At 63.5% G+C, this 14,528-nt stretch carries 19 protein-coding genes; 3 read left to right on the plus strand and 16 right to left on the minus strand.

Going from position 1 to position 14,528, the window contains the following annotated elements:
* Nucleotides 1–213 precede the first annotated feature (213 nt).
* The 10 genes from RXV90_RS23690 to RXV90_RS23735 all read right to left on the minus strand — a co-directional run bounded on the left by RXV90_RS23690 (nt 214) and on the right by RXV90_RS23735 (nt 7,387).
* The gene (locus tag RXV90_RS23690; protein WP_316652509.1) at nt 214–1,101 is read right to left on the minus strand and encodes a F0F1 ATP synthase subunit gamma; all 888 of its coding nucleotides are present in this window, start codon (nt 1,099–1,101) and stop codon (nt 214–216) included.
* The gene (locus tag RXV90_RS23695; RefSeq protein ID WP_316652511.1) at nt 1,088–2,635 is read right to left on the minus strand and encodes an alternate F1F0 ATPase, F1 subunit alpha; all 1,548 of its coding nucleotides are present in this window, start codon (nt 2,633–2,635) and stop codon (nt 1,088–1,090) included. The genes RXV90_RS23690 and RXV90_RS23695 overlap by 14 nt, the downstream gene beginning before the upstream one ends.
* Nucleotides 2,635–3,438 (minus strand): F0F1 ATP synthase subunit B family protein, encoded by an 804-nt coding sequence (locus RXV90_RS23700; protein ID WP_316652513.1) that lies wholly within the window; start codon nt 3,436–3,438, stop codon nt 2,635–2,637. The genes RXV90_RS23695 and RXV90_RS23700 overlap by 1 nt, the downstream gene beginning before the upstream one ends.
* A 4-nt stretch (nt 3,439–3,442) precedes the next feature.
* On the minus strand, nt 3,443–3,733 hold the full coding sequence (locus RXV90_RS23705) for a F0F1 ATP synthase subunit C (RefSeq protein ID WP_316652515.1): 291 nt from the start codon (nt 3,731–3,733) through the stop codon (nt 3,443–3,445).
* A 2-nt stretch (nt 3,734–3,735) separates the two neighbouring features.
* The gene (locus tag RXV90_RS23710) at nt 3,736–4,440 is read right to left on the minus strand and encodes a F0F1 ATP synthase subunit A (RefSeq protein WP_316652516.1); all 705 of its coding nucleotides are present in this window, start codon (nt 4,438–4,440) and stop codon (nt 3,736–3,738) included.
* On the minus strand, nt 4,431–4,733 hold the full coding sequence (locus tag RXV90_RS23715) for an N-ATPase subunit AtpR (RefSeq protein WP_316652519.1): 303 nt from the start codon (nt 4,731–4,733) through the stop codon (nt 4,431–4,433). Before RXV90_RS23715 ends, RXV90_RS23710 begins: the two co-directional genes overlap by 10 nt.
* A gap of 30 nt (nt 4,734–4,763) precedes the next feature.
* Nucleotides 4,764–5,051, minus strand: coding sequence for an AtpZ/AtpI family protein (locus tag RXV90_RS23720; RefSeq protein WP_316652521.1), 288 nt, complete (start codon nt 5,049–5,051; stop codon nt 4,764–4,766).
* Nucleotides 5,048–5,440, minus strand: coding sequence for a F0F1 ATP synthase subunit epsilon (locus tag RXV90_RS23725; RefSeq protein WP_316652523.1), 393 nt, complete (start codon nt 5,438–5,440; stop codon nt 5,048–5,050). Before RXV90_RS23725 ends, RXV90_RS23720 begins: the two co-directional genes overlap by 4 nt.
* On the minus strand, nt 5,430–6,836 hold the full coding sequence (gene atpD / locus RXV90_RS23730) for a F0F1 ATP synthase subunit beta (protein ID WP_316652525.1): 1,407 nt from the start codon (nt 6,834–6,836) through the stop codon (nt 5,430–5,432). Before atpD ends, RXV90_RS23725 begins: the two co-directional genes overlap by 11 nt.
* A 263-nt stretch (nt 6,837–7,099) precedes the next feature.
* Complete coding sequence (locus RXV90_RS23735) at nt 7,100–7,387, minus strand: sll1863 family stress response protein (protein ID WP_316652527.1); 288 nt, start codon at nt 7,385–7,387, stop codon at nt 7,100–7,102.
* 144 nt (nt 7,388–7,531) lie between these two features.
* Here RXV90_RS23735 and RXV90_RS23740 point away from each other — a divergent pair, with 144 nt between their 5' ends.
* The 3 genes from RXV90_RS23740 to RXV90_RS23750 all read left to right on the plus strand — a co-directional run bounded on the left by RXV90_RS23740 (nt 7,532) and on the right by RXV90_RS23750 (nt 8,762).
* Nucleotides 7,532–7,909: a cupin domain-containing protein gene (locus tag RXV90_RS23740; protein ID WP_316652529.1), complete on the plus strand. Its 378-nt coding sequence runs from the start codon at nt 7,532–7,534 to the stop codon at nt 7,907–7,909.
* Nucleotides 7,910–8,007: 98 nt separating this feature from the next.
* Entirely contained in the window at nt 8,008–8,241 is a 234-nt protein-coding gene (locus tag RXV90_RS23745; RefSeq protein ID WP_316652532.1) for a hypothetical protein, read from the plus strand.
* Nucleotides 8,193–8,762 (plus strand): MgtC/SapB family protein, encoded by a 570-nt coding sequence (locus RXV90_RS23750; protein ID WP_316652534.1) that lies wholly within the window; start codon nt 8,193–8,195, stop codon nt 8,760–8,762. The genes RXV90_RS23745 and RXV90_RS23750 overlap by 49 nt, the downstream gene beginning before the upstream one ends.
* A gap of 147 nt (nt 8,763–8,909) precedes the next feature.
* On the opposite strand, the gene RXV90_RS23755 is transcribed toward RXV90_RS23750, so the two are convergent.
* From RXV90_RS23755 to RXV90_RS23780, 6 genes are all read right to left on the minus strand, one after another.
* Nucleotides 8,910–10,295 carry a hypothetical protein gene (locus RXV90_RS23755; RefSeq protein WP_316652536.1) on the minus strand — a complete coding sequence of 462 codons (1,386 nt, stop codon included), beginning with the start codon at nt 10,293–10,295 and terminating at the stop codon, nt 8,910–8,912.
* Between the two features lie 289 nt (nt 10,296–10,584).
* The gene (locus RXV90_RS23760) at nt 10,585–10,944 is read right to left on the minus strand and encodes a hypothetical protein (RefSeq protein WP_316652538.1); all 360 of its coding nucleotides are present in this window, start codon (nt 10,942–10,944) and stop codon (nt 10,585–10,587) included.
* Nucleotides 10,945–11,130: 186 nt separating this feature from the next.
* Entirely contained in the window at nt 11,131–11,415 is a 285-nt protein-coding gene (locus RXV90_RS23765) for a hypothetical protein (RefSeq protein WP_316652540.1), read from the minus strand.
* 45 nt (nt 11,416–11,460) lie between these two features.
* Entirely contained in the window at nt 11,461–12,123 is a 663-nt protein-coding gene (locus RXV90_RS23770; RefSeq protein ID WP_316652541.1) for a hypothetical protein, read from the minus strand.
* Nucleotides 12,110–14,077 carry an AAA family ATPase gene (locus RXV90_RS23775; protein ID WP_316652565.1) on the minus strand — a complete coding sequence of 656 codons (1,968 nt, stop codon included), beginning with the start codon at nt 14,075–14,077 and terminating at the stop codon, nt 12,110–12,112. The genes RXV90_RS23770 and RXV90_RS23775 overlap by 14 nt, the downstream gene beginning before the upstream one ends.
* An 84-nt stretch (nt 14,078–14,161) precedes the next feature.
* Nucleotides 14,162–14,428, minus strand: coding sequence for a winged helix domain-containing protein (locus RXV90_RS23780; protein WP_316652543.1), 267 nt, complete (start codon nt 14,426–14,428; stop codon nt 14,162–14,164).
* Nucleotides 14,429–14,528 lie beyond the last annotated feature (100 nt).

A 14,528-nucleotide genomic window follows, 5' to 3' on the forward strand; every position in this document is an offset into this window, starting at 1 on the left:
CCTACGAGATAAACGAAGTTGGTCGCCCGTTGCGCCTTGACCAAACACGGATACTCAGATGACCGGGAAGAGCCCATACCGGGAGTGTTGCGGCGTGAATGCTCGCAGCTGCAGCAAGAGATCAGACAAAACGACCAGTTGCAGTGCAGGAGGAATGTGTCTCTTGGGGAAAATCTGTCGCTGGCCGTTCGGGCTGTCCGACCGGCGTTGACCTCACGGCAATCGATCCGCCGTGCTGACCGCCTCGAAGCCCGTCACCACATCCAGAAGCTCGCGCGTGATCGTCTCCTGGCGGCGCTGGCGGTAAAGCTGCTGCAGGTCGTCGCGCCGTTCCTCGATGTTGCGCTCGGCGGCCTGCATGGCCACAAGCCGCGAGGCGTGTTCGCTGGCGAGCGCCTCGGCCAAAGCGCGGTGGATCACCACGAAGAGCCGCTGCTGCACCAGCCATGACATCAGCCGGTCGGGATCCATCCGGTAGACCGGCAGGGACCGGCCGGGCCAGTCGGCGTCCGACAGCTTGCGCAGGTAGCTGTCCGGCAGGGGCAGAAGGTGTTGCGTCGTTGGGTTCGCCGTGGCGCGGCCTTCCCGACGGTTGTGCAGCAGCAAGAGCTGCCCGACGCCTTGCGCTTGCGTCCAGCGGTCGATCTCCACGATGATGGTCTGGACAAGCCGCGACAGGCCCTCGGCCGAACCGGGCAAGTTCAGGGCGAAGGCCAGCGGCTTGCCGTCCGCCCCGAACCGGGCCGCGACGCGCGCGCCGATGACGCCAAGTTCCACAGGCCCGTCCGCGATGCGGCTGCGGGCAAATCGTGTGATCTTGTCGTTGTAGCCGCCGCACAGGCCGCGATCCGAGCCGACCACGATCAGCGCACTTCTCGCCGCGGCGCGGTTGCTGTCGGGCAGGGGAAGGCCTGCGAACCGCCGCTGCCTCAGTACCGCCATCAGACCCAGTTCGACGGTGCGGGCATAGGACTCCATCGCCCGTTCGGCCTGTTCGTACTGCCGGATGCTGACCGAGGACAGCGCCTTCATCGTGCGCACGATCGCCTGGATGTTGCCCGTAGTGTCCAGCGCGTCGGACAGGCTTTCAAGCGTCTCCATCGCTGCCCTCCGTCGGCGCGCGCGACAGTGCATCGCGCATCACGCGGACCAGCGTGTCGCGGTCCGCGTCCCGCAGTTTTTCGCCTGCGGCGATCCGGTCGGAGATGTCGCTCGCCGCGCGGCGCACGGCCGTGCGGACGGTCTTTTCAGCCTCGGCCACGTCGTCGGCCTCGATCTCGTCGTAAAGGCCCTCCGTCGCCGCCAGGAGCGCCACGATTTGTTCAGGGGCGTCGATGTGGTCGTGCTCGCGCTGCTTCAGAACCTCGCGCACGCGCAGGCCCCGCGTCAGCTTGCTCCGTGTCTCGGCATCGAGCTGCGTGCCGAAGCGGGCGAAGGTCTCGAGTTCCTCGAACTGGGCATACATGAGGCGCAGGTTGCCGGCGACAGTGCGGAAGGCGGGCAGTTGCACCTTGCCGCCGACACGGCTGACCGAGGTGCCGATATCGATGGCGGGCAGATGGCCCTTCTCGAACAGGGAGGGCGAGAGATAGATCTGCCCGTCGGTGATCGAGATCAGGTTGGTCGGGATGTAGGCCGAGATGTTCTGTGCCTGCGTCTCGACCACCGGCAGGGCGGTCAGCGAGCCGCCGCCCTGTTCCTCGCGCAGCTGCGTCGCGCGTTCGAGCAGGCGGGAGTGAATGTAGAAGATGTCGCCGGGATAGGCCTCGCGCCCCGGCGGGCGGCGCAACAGCAGCGACAGTTCGCGGTAGGCGCGGGCGTGCCGGGTGAGGTCGTCATAAACGATCAGCACGTCGCGCCCCCGGGCCATGAAGTGTTCTGCCATGGAGGTCGCCGCATAGGGCGCCACGAATTGCAGGCCGGGCGCGTCCTCGCCACTGGCCACGACAACGATGGTGCGCTCCAGCGCGCCGCCCTCCCGCAGGCTCTGGATCACGCGGGCCACGGCCGAGGCCCGCTGTCCGATGGCGCAGTAGATCGACAGAACGCCTGTGTCCTTCTGGTTCAGGATCGCGTCTACCGCGATGGCGGTCTTGCCGGTCTGCCGATCCCCGAGGATCAGCTCGCGCTGACCGCGCCCGATGGGAATCGCGGCGTCGACGGCCTTGATTCCGGTCTGCAGGGGCACCCGAACGGGACCCCGGTGCATGATGGGCGGCGCCGACTGCTCGATGGGCAGGCGTCCGTCCGCGTCGATGGCATCGTCGCCATCAAGCGGCCGCCCAAGGCCGTCGACCACCCGCCCGACCAGAGCTTGGCCGACGGGCACGTCGACCACCCGGCCGGTGCGACGAACCGGGTCGCCGGGGCGCAGAGTATCCGTCGCGCCCAGCACGATGACGCCGGCGCGATCGGTCCCCAGGTTGGAGGCGATGCCCATGACGCCGCCTGCGAAGGTCAGCAACTCGTCGGCGCGCAGATCGGTGAAGCCCGCGACCTCGGCCACGCCGTTGCCGACCGAAAGGACATGGGCGATTTCCGCCATATCGAGGGCTGGGGCGAGCTGCGCCAGCGCGTCCGCGAGCGGCGCGAAGATGTCGTCCTGCAGGTGGTTGAGCCGGGTTTCGTGCGCCATCAACCGCTTGCCGCGCTTTCTGCACGACGCTCCACGCGGCGGCGTCCGCTGCCTTCGATGACCTCGTCGAGCGTCGTCTCGAGCCGGCTGAGGAAGCGAGTGGCGGACCATTCGACGGTCTGCTCGCCCACGGTCAGGCGCAGGCCGAGCAGCAGGTCCTCGTCCTCGCCGTACTCCACCTCGAGGTCCGGCGCGACATGCGCGTGGATGGCGTGCGTGATCTGGCTGCGCGAGGCCGGCTTGAGTAAGACGCTGCTCTCCACCCGGACGGGGCAATCTGCGCGCCCGGCCGCCGCTTTCAGCTTGTCGCGTGCCTCCGCGTCGAGATCGGCCAGACGATCCACGAATGTGCCCGCCACCTGGTCGGCGATGTCGCTGCCTGCGTAATCCTTCAGGACCCGGCCGACGATATCGACCACCTGATGGCCGGCGCGTTGCCGCAATCCGTTGGCGAATTCGTCCCGAGCATCCTCCAGATGGTCCTCCCAGGCCTTGCGGCGGGCCTCCATCTCCGCGTGCAGATCGTCCTCCATCTCCTTGCGCAGGTCCTGTGCCGCTTGGCGGGCCTCGCGCAGCACCTCTTCCCGGCTGGCCTCAAGCTTTTCGTGCTTTTCGCGCAAAAGCTCCGCTTCGGCCTCGACCTTTGCGCGTGCCTCCTTCGCCTCCGCCAGCCGGGATTCGATCCGTTCCTCGCGTCGTGTCATCGCATCGGTGATCGGGCGGTAGAGAAAACGTTGCAGCAGCCAGACCAGAACCAGAAAGTTGACGATCTGCGCTGCGACGGTCAGCCAGTCGATTTCCATCGCATCAGCCCCCGACGGCTTGCGACGCGGCCTCGGCGGCGAGATTGGCGAAGGGATTGGCGAAGATCAGGATCATCGCCACCACGAAACAGTAGATCGCCGTGGACTCGATCATCGCGAGGCTGACGAAGAGCGTCCGCGTGATGGTGTTCGCGGCATCCGGCTGCTGCGCGATCGCCTGCAGCGCATGGCTAGCAGCGCGCCCCTCCGCCAGCGCCGGGCCGATCGAACCGATGGCGATGGTCAGCCCGGCGGTAAAGATCGAGACCACGGCAATCCACGTTGCTGCATCCATGCTCAGTCTCCTGTTTCGTTGGGGGAAGGTCCATCAGACCCGCGGCGGCTGCGGCTGGCCGAGCCGATGTAGACCATCGCGAGGATCGCGAAGATGTATGCCTGGATGAGCCCGGTCAGCAGGCCGAGGACCTGCATGACGACAGGAAAGAAGAAGGGCGCCACGGAAATCAGGATGCCCACGATGACCGTCCCGCTCATCACGTTGCCGTAAAGGCGCACCGCCAGCGCGATGGTGCGCGAGATCTCGCTCACGATATTGAAGGGCAGCATCAGCGGCGTGGGCTGGATGTAGCCGCTGAGATAGCCGGCGATCCCGCTCCTGCCGATCGAGAACAGCGGGATCGCGATCAACACGCAGATCGCCAACGCCGCCGTGGTCGAGAGCGATCCCGTGGGGGGCTGGTAGCCCGGAACCACCGACAGGATGTTGGCAGTCGCGATGAACAGGAACAGCGTGCCTATGAAGGGCAGGTAGCGGCCGGGGTCGTCGGCGCCGACCTCGGCGATCTGGTCGCGGATGGTCGAGACGATGACCTCGAGCGCCGCCTGCCAGCGCGAGACGGTTTCCTCCGCGCTGAGCCGCGACGTCACGGCCCATGAACCAACGACCAGAAGCGCCATCACCGCCCAGGTAAAGACGATCGTGGCGTTCAGCTGAAGACCCCGCCATTCGTAGAGGACCCAGGTGTCGGGACTTATTTCCATGTCGCGCCCCCGAACCTGGCTTTCCCGAGCCATCGGGTCGCGGCAAACCGCACGGCGATGAAGCCTGCCACAGCGGCGGCGACAGCCTCGATCGGCAGGCCGACCGCGACCGTCGCTGCCAGCGCGCCAAGCAACAGCGCCACGCGCGCAAGGCCGAGTCCCACGAAGACGAGGACGCCGCCGCGATCCTGAGGCAAGGACCGCACGGCCACCCACAGCAGGCCGAGATAGACCGCGCCAAGGGCTCCACCTGCCAATGCGCCAAGGACCAGTGACAGTACGGATAGTGTCATCTCGCCCCCGGAAATGGCTCGTTGCGCCATTCAGTCATCGCGTCCCTCCCGCTGGACCCAGTACCAGGCGTTGAACGCGCCAAGCACGGCGCCGGCCAACAGCAGGGTCAGTGTCCACGAGACCTCGCCCGGCCATCTGCGATCGATCCAGACCCCGAGCGCCACGCCAGCGACCACCGGCACCGCCACGGACCAGCCCACCAGCCCGAACATGCCAAGACCGTACCATGCGCTTTCGCGGTGGCGCTTGCGGGCCACCTCCATCTGCTGCGCCTTGCGCGCGATGGTATCGGTCTCGCTGTCGTGGTCCGCGTTCATGGCAACGTCATCCCCAGATCGCGAAACCTGCGGACCATGCTCGCCTCCAGCCGCGCCAGCGCCGCGCGGGCGTCGCGCTCCTGCTCGTCGTGCTGGCGGAACTCGGACTCGACGCGCTTGCGCAGCTCGCCAAGATCGTCGCCCTCGACCGCGCCGCGCACCGCCACCAGCACCTCGTCGCCTGATTTCACCAGCGTCCCGGAATTCACGGCGACGAACCGTTCCGCCCCCGCCTCGGTCTCATAGAGAAGGATGCCCGGAACCAGCGCTGTGACGAAATCGATATGGCGGGGCAGCATGCCGAAGCGACCATCGGGGCCCTCGGCCACGATACGCCGGACGGGCCGGTCCACGCAGACCGCCATGGGCGTGATGACTTCAAGCCGCATCGGGGGCCGCCTCCGTCGGTTCACCAAGGTCTTCGATGGCGCCGATCATGTAGAAGTCTCCCTCGTCGCGCCCTAAGAACTCTCCGCCGAGGATTCGCTCGCAACTGTCGAGGGTCTGCTCCAGCGGCACAAAGCGGCCCGTGTTTCCGGTCATCGCCTCGGTGGAAAAGAAGGGCTGGGTCAGGAAGCGCTCCAGCTGGCGGGCCTGCCGAACCGTGGCGCGGTCGCGTTCGGAGAGTTCCTCGAGCCCCAGCATCGCGATGATGTCCTTGAGATCCTCGTATTCGGCCAGGGTGCTGCGGACGCCGCGCGCGATCCGGTAGTGGCGCGGGCTCACCGTGCCGGGCGTCAGCATCCGCGAATAGGATTTCAGGGGATCGATGGCCGGGTAAAGCCCCTCGGACGCCTTCTTGCGCGACAGCACGATCGAGGCGGACAGGTGCGCGAAGGTATGCGTCGCGGCCGGATCGGTGAAGTCGTCTGCCGGCACGTAGACCGCCTGGATCGAGGTCATCGTGCCCCGTTCGGTCGAACAGATCCGCTCTTCGAGATCGGCAAGCTCGGTGCCGAGGGTCGGTTGGTAGCCCACCCGGCTGGGGATGCGGCCCAGAAGACCTGAAACTTCCGCACCCGCCTGCACGAACCGAAAGATGTTGTCGATCAGTACCAGGACGTTGCGGCGCATGTCGTCGCGAAAATACTCGGCCATCGTCAGGGCCGCGTGACCCACGCGGAACCGCACACCTGGGCTTTCGTTCATCTGGCCGAACATCATCACGGTGTTTTTCAGCACGCCGGCCTCGCCCATCTCGCGGTAGAGTTCCTCGGCCTCCCGCGAGCGTTCGCCGATTCCGCAGAAGAGGCTCACGCCGTCGTATTCGGCCACCATGTTGTGGATCATCTCGGTGATCAGCACCGTCTTGCCCACGCCCGCACCTCCGAAGAGCCCGGCCTTGCCGCCGCGTTCCAGCGGGCTCAGCAGGTCGATCGCCTTGATGCCAGTCTCGAATATCACCCCCTCCACGCGCCGCTCGGACAGGGGCACGGGCGCGCGCAGGATCGGGCGGCGGGGCAGGTCGCCCAAGGGCGGGCCGTCGTCGATGATGTCGCCGAAGACGTTGAAAATCCGCCCCAGAACCTCTTCGCCCACCGGCACCTCGATCGGGGCGCCGGTGTCGCGGACGGCCAGGCCGATGCGCAACCCGGGCGAGGGGTTCATGACCAGCCCGCGCGCCAGCCCCTCGCCCGGCAGGCCGGCAACCTCGATGACGATCTCGGGGTCGGTCAGCGTGACCAGTCGCGTCGTGATCGCCGGCAACGCCCCGTCGAACCGGATGTCCGCGATCCCGCCGCCCAGCCGCACGATGTGACCTATGCCGGTGTCGCGCTGCTTCATTCACGATGATCCTTGTTCAAGCGGTCGGTCTCGCCTGCCCGGGGCTGGCGCTGGCAGAGACTTGACGTTCTGAGCCTAACAGCCATGCCGTATTGGCGCATAGCAATATTCCGCCTTTCCCACCTTCAGCGGCCCAAGCCGGCCTTGCCGAAACAGGCCGCAATTCGCGTCCGTCGGGACCGACATCTCCTCACGCAAGTCTCTGTCATCGTCAGCGCGCGCGTCGTGCGCACCGCGCTGAAGAAAGGCCGCGTTCAAACCCGTCACTTGAAGCGTGACGTGGCCCTGTCGAAAGCATTCGAGATGCTGTCCCACGCCTTGTCGAAACCGGCCTTGATGTCGTCCCATGCGTCGTCGCTTGCCTGGCGCATTTCCTCGAGCCTTGCCTCGGCCTCGTCTCGCTGCTCACGCGCCTCATCCAGCTGTTTCTGATATTCGATCTTCGTGTCGGCCTCGGCCTCATCGACCTTCGCCGTCATCTTGTCGATCTCGGCGTTCCACTGGTCGATCTTCGCCTTAGCCTTCTCGATGTACAGGTCACGGTTGGACATGGTCCCCTCCTTCTCGATCATGCATTCGCTTTCCGGAAACACGCCAAAAATAGCAAGAAACCTGATCGGGGACTTGACCCAGGGCAAAACCAGACGGGAATCTGCCGTTCTAACGTCGCTTTCTCATTGAAGGGAGCATGATCCATGAGCGAGACCGACAGACTTTCATTGGCCGTCGTCGACCTTGCCCGCGAAAACGAGGAGTTTCGAAAGGTTCTCTGGACGGGTGAGAAGACACAACTGGTGCTCATGGCCATTCCCGAGGGAGGCGAGATCGGGGGCGAGGTCCATGACGGGCACGACCAGCTCCTCTACTTCGTGGCCGGATCCGGCGTGGCCAAGATTGGCGAGATCGAATGCGACGTCGCCGATGGCTATGTCAGCATCGTGCCCTCGGGCGTTTTCCACAACTTCCGCAACACCGGCACGGGGATGCTGAAGCTGTTCACCACCTACAGCCTGCCAGAGCGCGCCCCGGGCACCGAGCACGCCACCAAGGCAGAGGCGGACACCGACGCATAGGGGTTCATGAAGGTGGACACCGCCATCGTTGCGGCTGGCGCTGCGGGCCTGTCGGCGCGATCGAGATCGCCCGTCGTCGGGGGGCGCGGGAGGCGCGGATGGCGGGCGCGAACACGCCGGCGATGCCGTTCTGTTACCCGGTCATCGGGCAGGGGCTGCGCAACCTCGCAAGGGATCTCGCGAAGGCCGGGGGATCGGATCTGTCCGACGGCAAGGCGATCGGGCAGGATCCGCCCGAAGTACACCACGCCGGTGCGCGACCGCAGGACAGGCTTGTGCGGGAATGGATGACCTGGACCTCTTTCAGCGGTTTGGTGTCGCGCTCGCGATAGGACTGCTCATGGGGCTCGAGCGGGGCTGGCACGGACGCGACGAACCCGAGGGCGGACGTATCGCGGGCCTCAGGACCTTCGCGCTGGTCGGCTTGCTTGGCGGGGTCAGCGGTTGGCTGGTATCCCTGACGGGGGCGGTGGTGCTGGCCTTCGGCTTTCTTGGACTGGCCGGGCTGCTCGCCCTGAGCTACCGGGTGCGCCTGAGTGCGAACGACGATCTGGGTTTGACGACCGAAGTCGCGCTTCTTCTGACCTTCGCGCTCCGCGCGGCGTCTCTCCTTGGCAAGCCGGCGCCGCCCGCCGCCATCGCGGTCGTCGCTGCACTGCTGTTGACCATGAAGAAGCGGCTGCACAGCTGGGTGGCGCGGATCGAACAGCTCGAACTCGAGGCCCTGCTCAAGCTGGCTGATCTGGCTCGTCATCCTGCCGCTCTTGCATCTGAGGCCCGCGCGGCGAACGCCCGGATTGGATTCCGTGCCGGCTGTCCCAGTGCAACGACCGCTTCGAGGAAGGCGTCCTGAACCGCCGCGAAAGACACCGTGACCGGTCCTGCTTCCGATGTGGAATTCGCTGCACCAGCATTAGGCCGCTTCGTCCCGCTTCTCGGACATCGACCGCGTTCTGGCGAAGGTCTGCATACGGCGAAAGCGGCCATTCGTGTTTATCCGTCAGAACATTGATATCCCGGTGATCGCGGGAACCTTGCGGAACGTGTTTTGGTCAATGATTGCGACGGCGCCAGCGACGGCGTTTGCCAGGTCGTCGTGCGCGCCAGGTGGGTGATCGATGATGTCACGCCCGGATCTGCCGGTGCGCCGCTCGAGGCCTATCAGTTGCCGGGCCAGCTTCTGATCGGGTGGGAGTTCCACGCGGCCGGAACTCAGGGCGCTGAGAAGCTCTCCATAGAGAGCACTGCGATCCTGATCGCTGACATCGTAGCTGATGCCATGGCGCCCGAACTCATCTCGCGGCCAGCGTCCCGCATATCGGTCTCCAGTTACGCGACGAACACCATAGGTCCGAAGGATCCTGGCGTATTCCTCGACAATCCTTGCGGGGCTGCCATGTCGACCGAGAACTGCGTCCACCACCACGCGACTGCCATCCCGGCGACGACCCTCCGGGTGCGCGATACAGAGCGTGAACTCATCCTGGCCACCGCCCGCCGGATCTACGAATGCCCCATAAATCGCGCCAGATATTCTCGGCAGGACGAGGGGCTTCGGGCGCCTGGCATCCTCGATCAGCCTGGGATCGATGAGGCTGCTGATATCGGCTCGGAACTGGGCCAGGTATTCGGCGGCAGCCCGAGATGGATCTTCCGCCATAGCGTCGTCGATGACGCGATCAGGCAGGGTCGGGTTCATTGTCTTGGATGGAGCCTGCGCCACGAGCACCCGGCTGTCCCGCCCGAAGTGGGCCTGATAGGTGGTCCACAGTGCTCCCCTCTTCGCGTAGGGCGAAGACAGCGCGATCAGCTTGCCGCCAAGCGTGGCCAGGGCGGGCCTGAGAGCCGCGATCACCTCAACGTCAGGGGAAACGCCTTCCGTCATCCAGAACGCAATTTCGTCGGCAATGACTGCCGCGAGGGTGTAACCGCGCACAGACTTGAAGGACGCCGTGGCCACCTCAATGGCGCAGCGATTGTCTAACTCCAGCCCATTTGCCGTTTCCCTGAGAACGAGAGGCTTCAGCATGGGGTGTTCAAACAGCCCCCGCACATACCGTAAAAGGGTGCGGGCCTGCATTCTGTCGCCCGCAATGAGCATGACAGTTGCCCACTCACCCGGAGATAGCTTGTCCCGGTGATCGCGGAACGCGGCCTCGTAAACCGCCACAAGCGCCGCCACGTGGGACTTGCCGCCCCGACGGCCAACGGCCAACCAAAGTTCGTCATGCGGTGTTTCGGGCCATTCTCTGCCGCCCGTTATCTCGCCCCATATGTCCGCATCACCTTCCGGCTCAGACAGCGCATAGAACCCTGCCAAGAGCGTGCGCCACGCCTCGAAGCTGTCACCCCCGAAGGTGGGGCCGAACAGGTTCGGATCTTGCATTGATTGGACGATATTCATCGCGCAGCCCTTATGTGATCGGGAAGCCGGGCGAGGACTTGCATCGCAATGGGGTCAGGGGCGCGACAGGAGGTGCGGCAGACGCGGGTTAGCGCCTTCTGGGTCTGGCAGTAGTGCAGAGCATTCCAAGGCCGTTGGCCGCGGCCCCTACGGCGCTGCAATATCCACTGAATGCCGTCCTTGCAGACGATGACCCGGTGCCTGTCATCCAGCACCGCGATTACGCCGTGATAGTTGTCCGCAGTTTCGTGGCGGCTATAGGCAAAGTCCTTCATGCCTGCCCCCGTAGATACTGGGTGAGATCCGTCACGTCCTTTGCCCGGCGCTCGAGGCCCAGGTCATGCAACAGGCGACGCAGGGCATTCGATATCGTGGCGTATTCGGCAGCGTTGAAGTCTTCACCGTTTGCCAACTCGGTTTCCCGTGCCTCACACCAGATTGCGAGGGTGCCAGCCCGCGCCACTAGCTGACGCTGCGCCTCTGTCAGGTCTCCGCCCAGATCAGCCTCGATACCGCAGACAACCTCGCGGAACCGACGGGCCATCAGGCTTCGTCCATCAACGCCTTCCAGAACCATCTCGCGGTTGCCCCGCTTTGTCCTGAATGCCGCTTTCGGTAATGCTTTTGCCATACTGCCTTAGTCCTAATATCATCAATTAAGGGCGGATTGATGGGCGGGTGACAAAAGAATAGCGCACTAAGCCATTATTATCATTATTTCACTGGCTTTAATTGGCATTCACACCCGCTGCCATTACGTAAACGCGGAGAAAAAGAGGGGTGCGGAACCGATAAAATTCCAAAACACCCCATTTCCTCAATTCATGGCCCGTTGCATCGCCTGCCCGTTGCTGAGCGTATGGAATGCGATGGACAGCGCATTTGCTTGAATGCTTGCATTCGGGATTAGCCACGACATGGCGACCAATGCCGTGGTGTAGAGCGTTCCTAGATCAAATTCGCTGAGATCCACCATCTCCGGTTCGTTTTCCAGATCCCCGGCCAGCCATTGGGCCGCAGGTTTCGGGATTGGCGATTTATGAACCGGCTCGTTTTCTTTCATCACGACGCATCCGGTTGGGGTTTCGTTAATCTCGATCATTTCTGTTCCTTTCGACGAGTTGGGGCTCATCTGTTTTCGTTCCCTTTAGAAAGGGATTTCCGAGTCGCACTGCGGTGTATGCGGATTATTATTTTCGAGAGCGGTAGCTACGTGATCCGCAATCCCGGACACATCGCCTTCGAGGCCGATGACTTTTAATGCCGCCGCAATTATGCCCCGACTGTTGAAGTGCTCCAGCGGAACGCCGCTACCCTTGTGGTAAGGGTGACTGTTGTTGTCGTCGATGGCATTGCAGATGAAGCATTCGCGGCAGCGCTCGGCGGCTTCAAGTGTCGTCAGGCCGGATTGAAGCACTTCGGGCTTCGGGTCTTTCCGATAGTAACCGCTTAGCGAAACCACAGACCAGGTGCGGGTGTCTTCAGCGATGACAATATCCGCCTCGATACGCTCTTTGCGCTCAGTTTCCAGTGCTTCGTAAGTACCCATCAGATTTCCTTTCTCAGTGTAGACAGGTTGAATTGATTGTCCGGTTTGTCCGGTGTCCGCCCCTCCTAGGGGGAGGGGGCGGACGGACAACGGAAGGCGTCCGGTGTTTGTCCGGTCGGTGATTTCCGGCAAGCCTCTGATATACAGAGCACTTCTCGGATTTTGTCCGGTCGTGTCCGGTCTTTGTCCGCCCACCGGACAGCCGATTGCTTGTCCGGTCGTTTGTCCGGTCGATTTGGGGTGATTTTCAGAGGTTGGCATCGGCCAGCACCTCCTCACCTTCAGCAGTCAATTCCAGCTTCCGCGCCCGGCGACGGATCAGGTTTTCGCCTTCCAGCGCGCTAATGATTTCAGCCGCGCGGCTCTTGCCCTTGTTGATGGCGTCAGCAAGTTCGCGGACGGTGATGTTCGGATTGCTCCGGATCGCGACAAGGGCGCGGTTTTCGGTGCTTACCGCCTCTTTAGCGGCCTCCATTGCCTCGATGGTCAGAAGCGGGCGAACTACGGGCATCGGAATTTCCCGGCCCTTCGCGTCCACGATCTCCGGGTGGGTCCGCAGGTCCATTTTCAGGTCGATGGGTTCGAAGCTGGGGCCGCGATGCTTTCCCTGCCAATGGAAGGTTGCGACGTCTGCCTTGCGCCACAGGCAAAAGTTCCCGTCGAGTTCATTCAGAAATGCAGATCCCCCGCGCGGTACGAGGTTATTGCGGTCGGGCTGTTTTCCGGACGGATGTGCCGGGATCAGGACTGTCGGGTGCGTCGGCAATTCCTCTGCAAAGGGCCGCCACTTCTGGGCCGCCGCAAGCGCATCCATGTTGCTGTTGTCGTCATTGCCTTCGAAGAAAGCCTGATGCGTATCCGGGATGATAAGCGCGAGATCCTCGATCTTGCTGGCCTGAGCCATCAGCGCGTCAGCGTGTTCGGTTACGGAAAAGCGCCCGTAGTGAAAGCTGATCGGCAAGTCTTCAGGAGATAGATCCGCCGCGAGACACGCGGCACGAAACTGCCCGACAACAAGGTCGGGGTTTTCGCCCGCCAAGATCAACACCGCACCTTTTTCAGTCTCAGCCCCACCGAAGGGCTGGCCCGTGGCTATACAGATCGCGAGATAAATCGCGGTGGTCGTCTTCATGTGGCCGGTATAGGCCGTGAGTGCTTGGACACGACGCCGGGCCAGGATGCCGTCAACGATGTATTGCGGGGGCGTCCAGCGACGGGCGAATTGTCCGGCAGTTTCAATCCCGCGAAACTGTGTCCGCGCAATTGGGGTGTCGGTTGTCTCGGTATCGTCTTCGATTGCGGAAACTGCGAGCCCGTCCAGTTCTTCGCCATCGTTGCCTGCGTCCAGCCAATCGGACACGTCGCCTTTTGGGGGAAGGCCTTCGAGATGGAGAATGCGGCAGGTTACTCCGGCCTTATCTAGCGACGCCTTAACCTTGGCCGCATGATCGCGTCCGGCCTGATCGTTATCGGGCAGGACAATCGCGGTCTTGCCCTTCAGGCTTACGGGGAAATCATCATTCCATTTCCCCGCACCGCCGGGGCACGTCGTTGCCAACAGGCCTTCCGCCTCCAGCCGGTGCACATCCTTCTCGCCTTCGACGATGTAGATAAATGCGCCGTCATGGGCCGCCGTGATCTGCGGCAGGCGATACAGCACCTTGCGGATGCCTTTAACGGACCATGAACCATCCGCCGCGCGCTGCCGAAAGTCTTTCGGCTCGAAGCGGACAACATCGAAGAGGTGCACCCCGCGCTCGTCCTCATAGCGATAGGTCTCAACGATACGAGTCTTCTGGGGCGGCACAGTCTTGAGCGGTGGCCTAGGAGCAGCCTCACCGATCACGTTGGCCCGAAGCCACTCAAGCGCACCGGCGGCGGTCTCCCCTTTCTCGCGCCGGATCAGATCCAGGACGCCGCCGCCCGCGTTCGCTTCGTGATCGAAGAAAAGGCCCTTTTCGAGATCCACGGCGAGACTGCCATGGCTGCCGAAACGCATTTCCTTGCGGTTGGACAAGCGGGGATTGGGCTCGCCCAGAAGGGCGCGCGCTGTGGCCTCCATGTATTCTGCCGGGTTAATCTCATCCCGGTTAAGTGCCGCCATCAGGTCGCCCCCCAGATTAATCCGGCGAGGACCATCGCCTGCGTTTCGTTGATCCCGTGAAGGCGCATCAGGAGGTTGACGCGGATGCGTTCGACGCGGGTCATTGCGCACCCCCAATCAAGGCGGCGGCTTGCGCCGGGGTCATTCCCCAGCGGTGGCAAAGGCGGATGATCCGCAGAGTATCCAGCGCGCTCATTACGAAGCCCCCCGCTGAAGCACCCGGAAGGCACAGGCGAGGCGATACCGCCCGCAGGCGTCGTCTTCATCGCCCTCCATTTGGGTTTCGATGGCGACGCCCCGGCACCGCAGGGTTTCGACGTAGTTTGCCCAGCGAAGCGAAGGGCATTCGTTTGTCGTTATTCCCTCGTCGCCTGCCGCAATCAGCCCGAATAATGCGAGGCCATTACGGCCCGCAAATTCAAGCGGTTTATTCTGTCCATCAATCTCAATAATTACCTGCATTTCTTGCCTCAATCCTTGCCGAGGCGAGTGCAGCGGTGTATAAATGAGGCAATCTCTTCTGCTTGAAGATTACCTATCAAAACCCGTCGAGCACTCGGTG

It is taken from the genome of Ovoidimarina sediminis, assembly GCF_032586175.1.
GTDB classification, from domain to species: Bacteria; Pseudomonadota; Alphaproteobacteria; order Rhodobacterales; family Rhodobacteraceae; genus Ovoidimarina; species Ovoidimarina sediminis.

Bases quoted from the DNA above. Each gene is read 5' to 3' on its own strand.
- RXV90_RS23690 (WP_316652509.1), bottom strand. From the start codon at position 1,101: ATGGAGACGCTTGAAAGCCTGTCCGACGCGCTGGACACTACGGGCAAC.
- RXV90_RS23695 (WP_316652511.1), bottom strand. From the start codon at position 2,635: ATGGCGCACGAAACCCGGCTCAACCACCTGCAGGACGACATCTTCGCG.
- RXV90_RS23700 (WP_316652513.1), bottom strand. From the start codon at position 3,438: ATGGAAATCGACTGGCTGACCGTCGCAGCGCAGATCGTCAACTTTCTG.
- RXV90_RS23705 (WP_316652515.1), bottom strand. From the start codon at position 3,733: ATGGATGCAGCAACGTGGATTGCCGTGGTCTCGATCTTTACCGCCGGG.
- RXV90_RS23710 (WP_316652516.1), bottom strand. From the start codon at position 4,440: ATGGAAATAAGTCCCGACACCTGGGTCCTCTACGAATGGCGGGGTCTT.
- RXV90_RS23715 (WP_316652519.1), bottom strand. From the start codon at position 4,733: ATGACACTATCCGTACTGTCACTGGTCCTTGGCGCATTGGCAGGTGGA.
- RXV90_RS23720 (WP_316652521.1), bottom strand. From the start codon at position 5,051: ATGAACGCGGACCACGACAGCGAGACCGATACCATCGCGCGCAAGGCG.
- RXV90_RS23725 (WP_316652523.1), bottom strand. From the start codon at position 5,440: ATGCGGCTTGAAGTCATCACGCCCATGGCGGTCTGCGTGGACCGGCCC.
- atpD (WP_316652525.1), bottom strand. From the start codon at position 6,836: ATGAAGCAGCGCGACACCGGCATAGGTCACATCGTGCGGCTGGGCGGC.
- RXV90_RS23735 (WP_316652527.1), bottom strand. From the start codon at position 7,387: ATGTCCAACCGTGACCTGTACATCGAGAAGGCTAAGGCGAAGATCGAC.
- RXV90_RS23740 (WP_316652529.1), top strand. From the start codon at position 7,532: ATGAGCGAGACCGACAGACTTTCATTGGCCGTCGTCGACCTTGCCCGC.
- RXV90_RS23745 (WP_316652532.1), top strand. From the start codon at position 8,008: ATGGCGGGCGCGAACACGCCGGCGATGCCGTTCTGTTACCCGGTCATC.
- RXV90_RS23750 (WP_316652534.1), top strand. From the start codon at position 8,193: ATGGATGACCTGGACCTCTTTCAGCGGTTTGGTGTCGCGCTCGCGATA.
- RXV90_RS23755 (WP_316652536.1), bottom strand. From the start codon at position 10,295: ATGCAAGATCCGAACCTGTTCGGCCCCACCTTCGGGGGTGACAGCTTC.
- RXV90_RS23760 (WP_316652538.1), bottom strand. From the start codon at position 10,944: ATGGCAAAAGCATTACCGAAAGCGGCATTCAGGACAAAGCGGGGCAAC.
- RXV90_RS23765 (WP_316652540.1), bottom strand. From the start codon at position 11,415: ATGATCGAGATTAACGAAACCCCAACCGGATGCGTCGTGATGAAAGAA.
- RXV90_RS23770 (WP_316652541.1), bottom strand. From the start codon at position 12,123: ATGCCAACCTCTGAAAATCACCCCAAATCGACCGGACAAACGACCGGA.
- RXV90_RS23780 (WP_316652543.1), bottom strand. From the start codon at position 14,428: ATGCAGGTAATTATTGAGATTGATGGACAGAATAAACCGCTTGAATTT.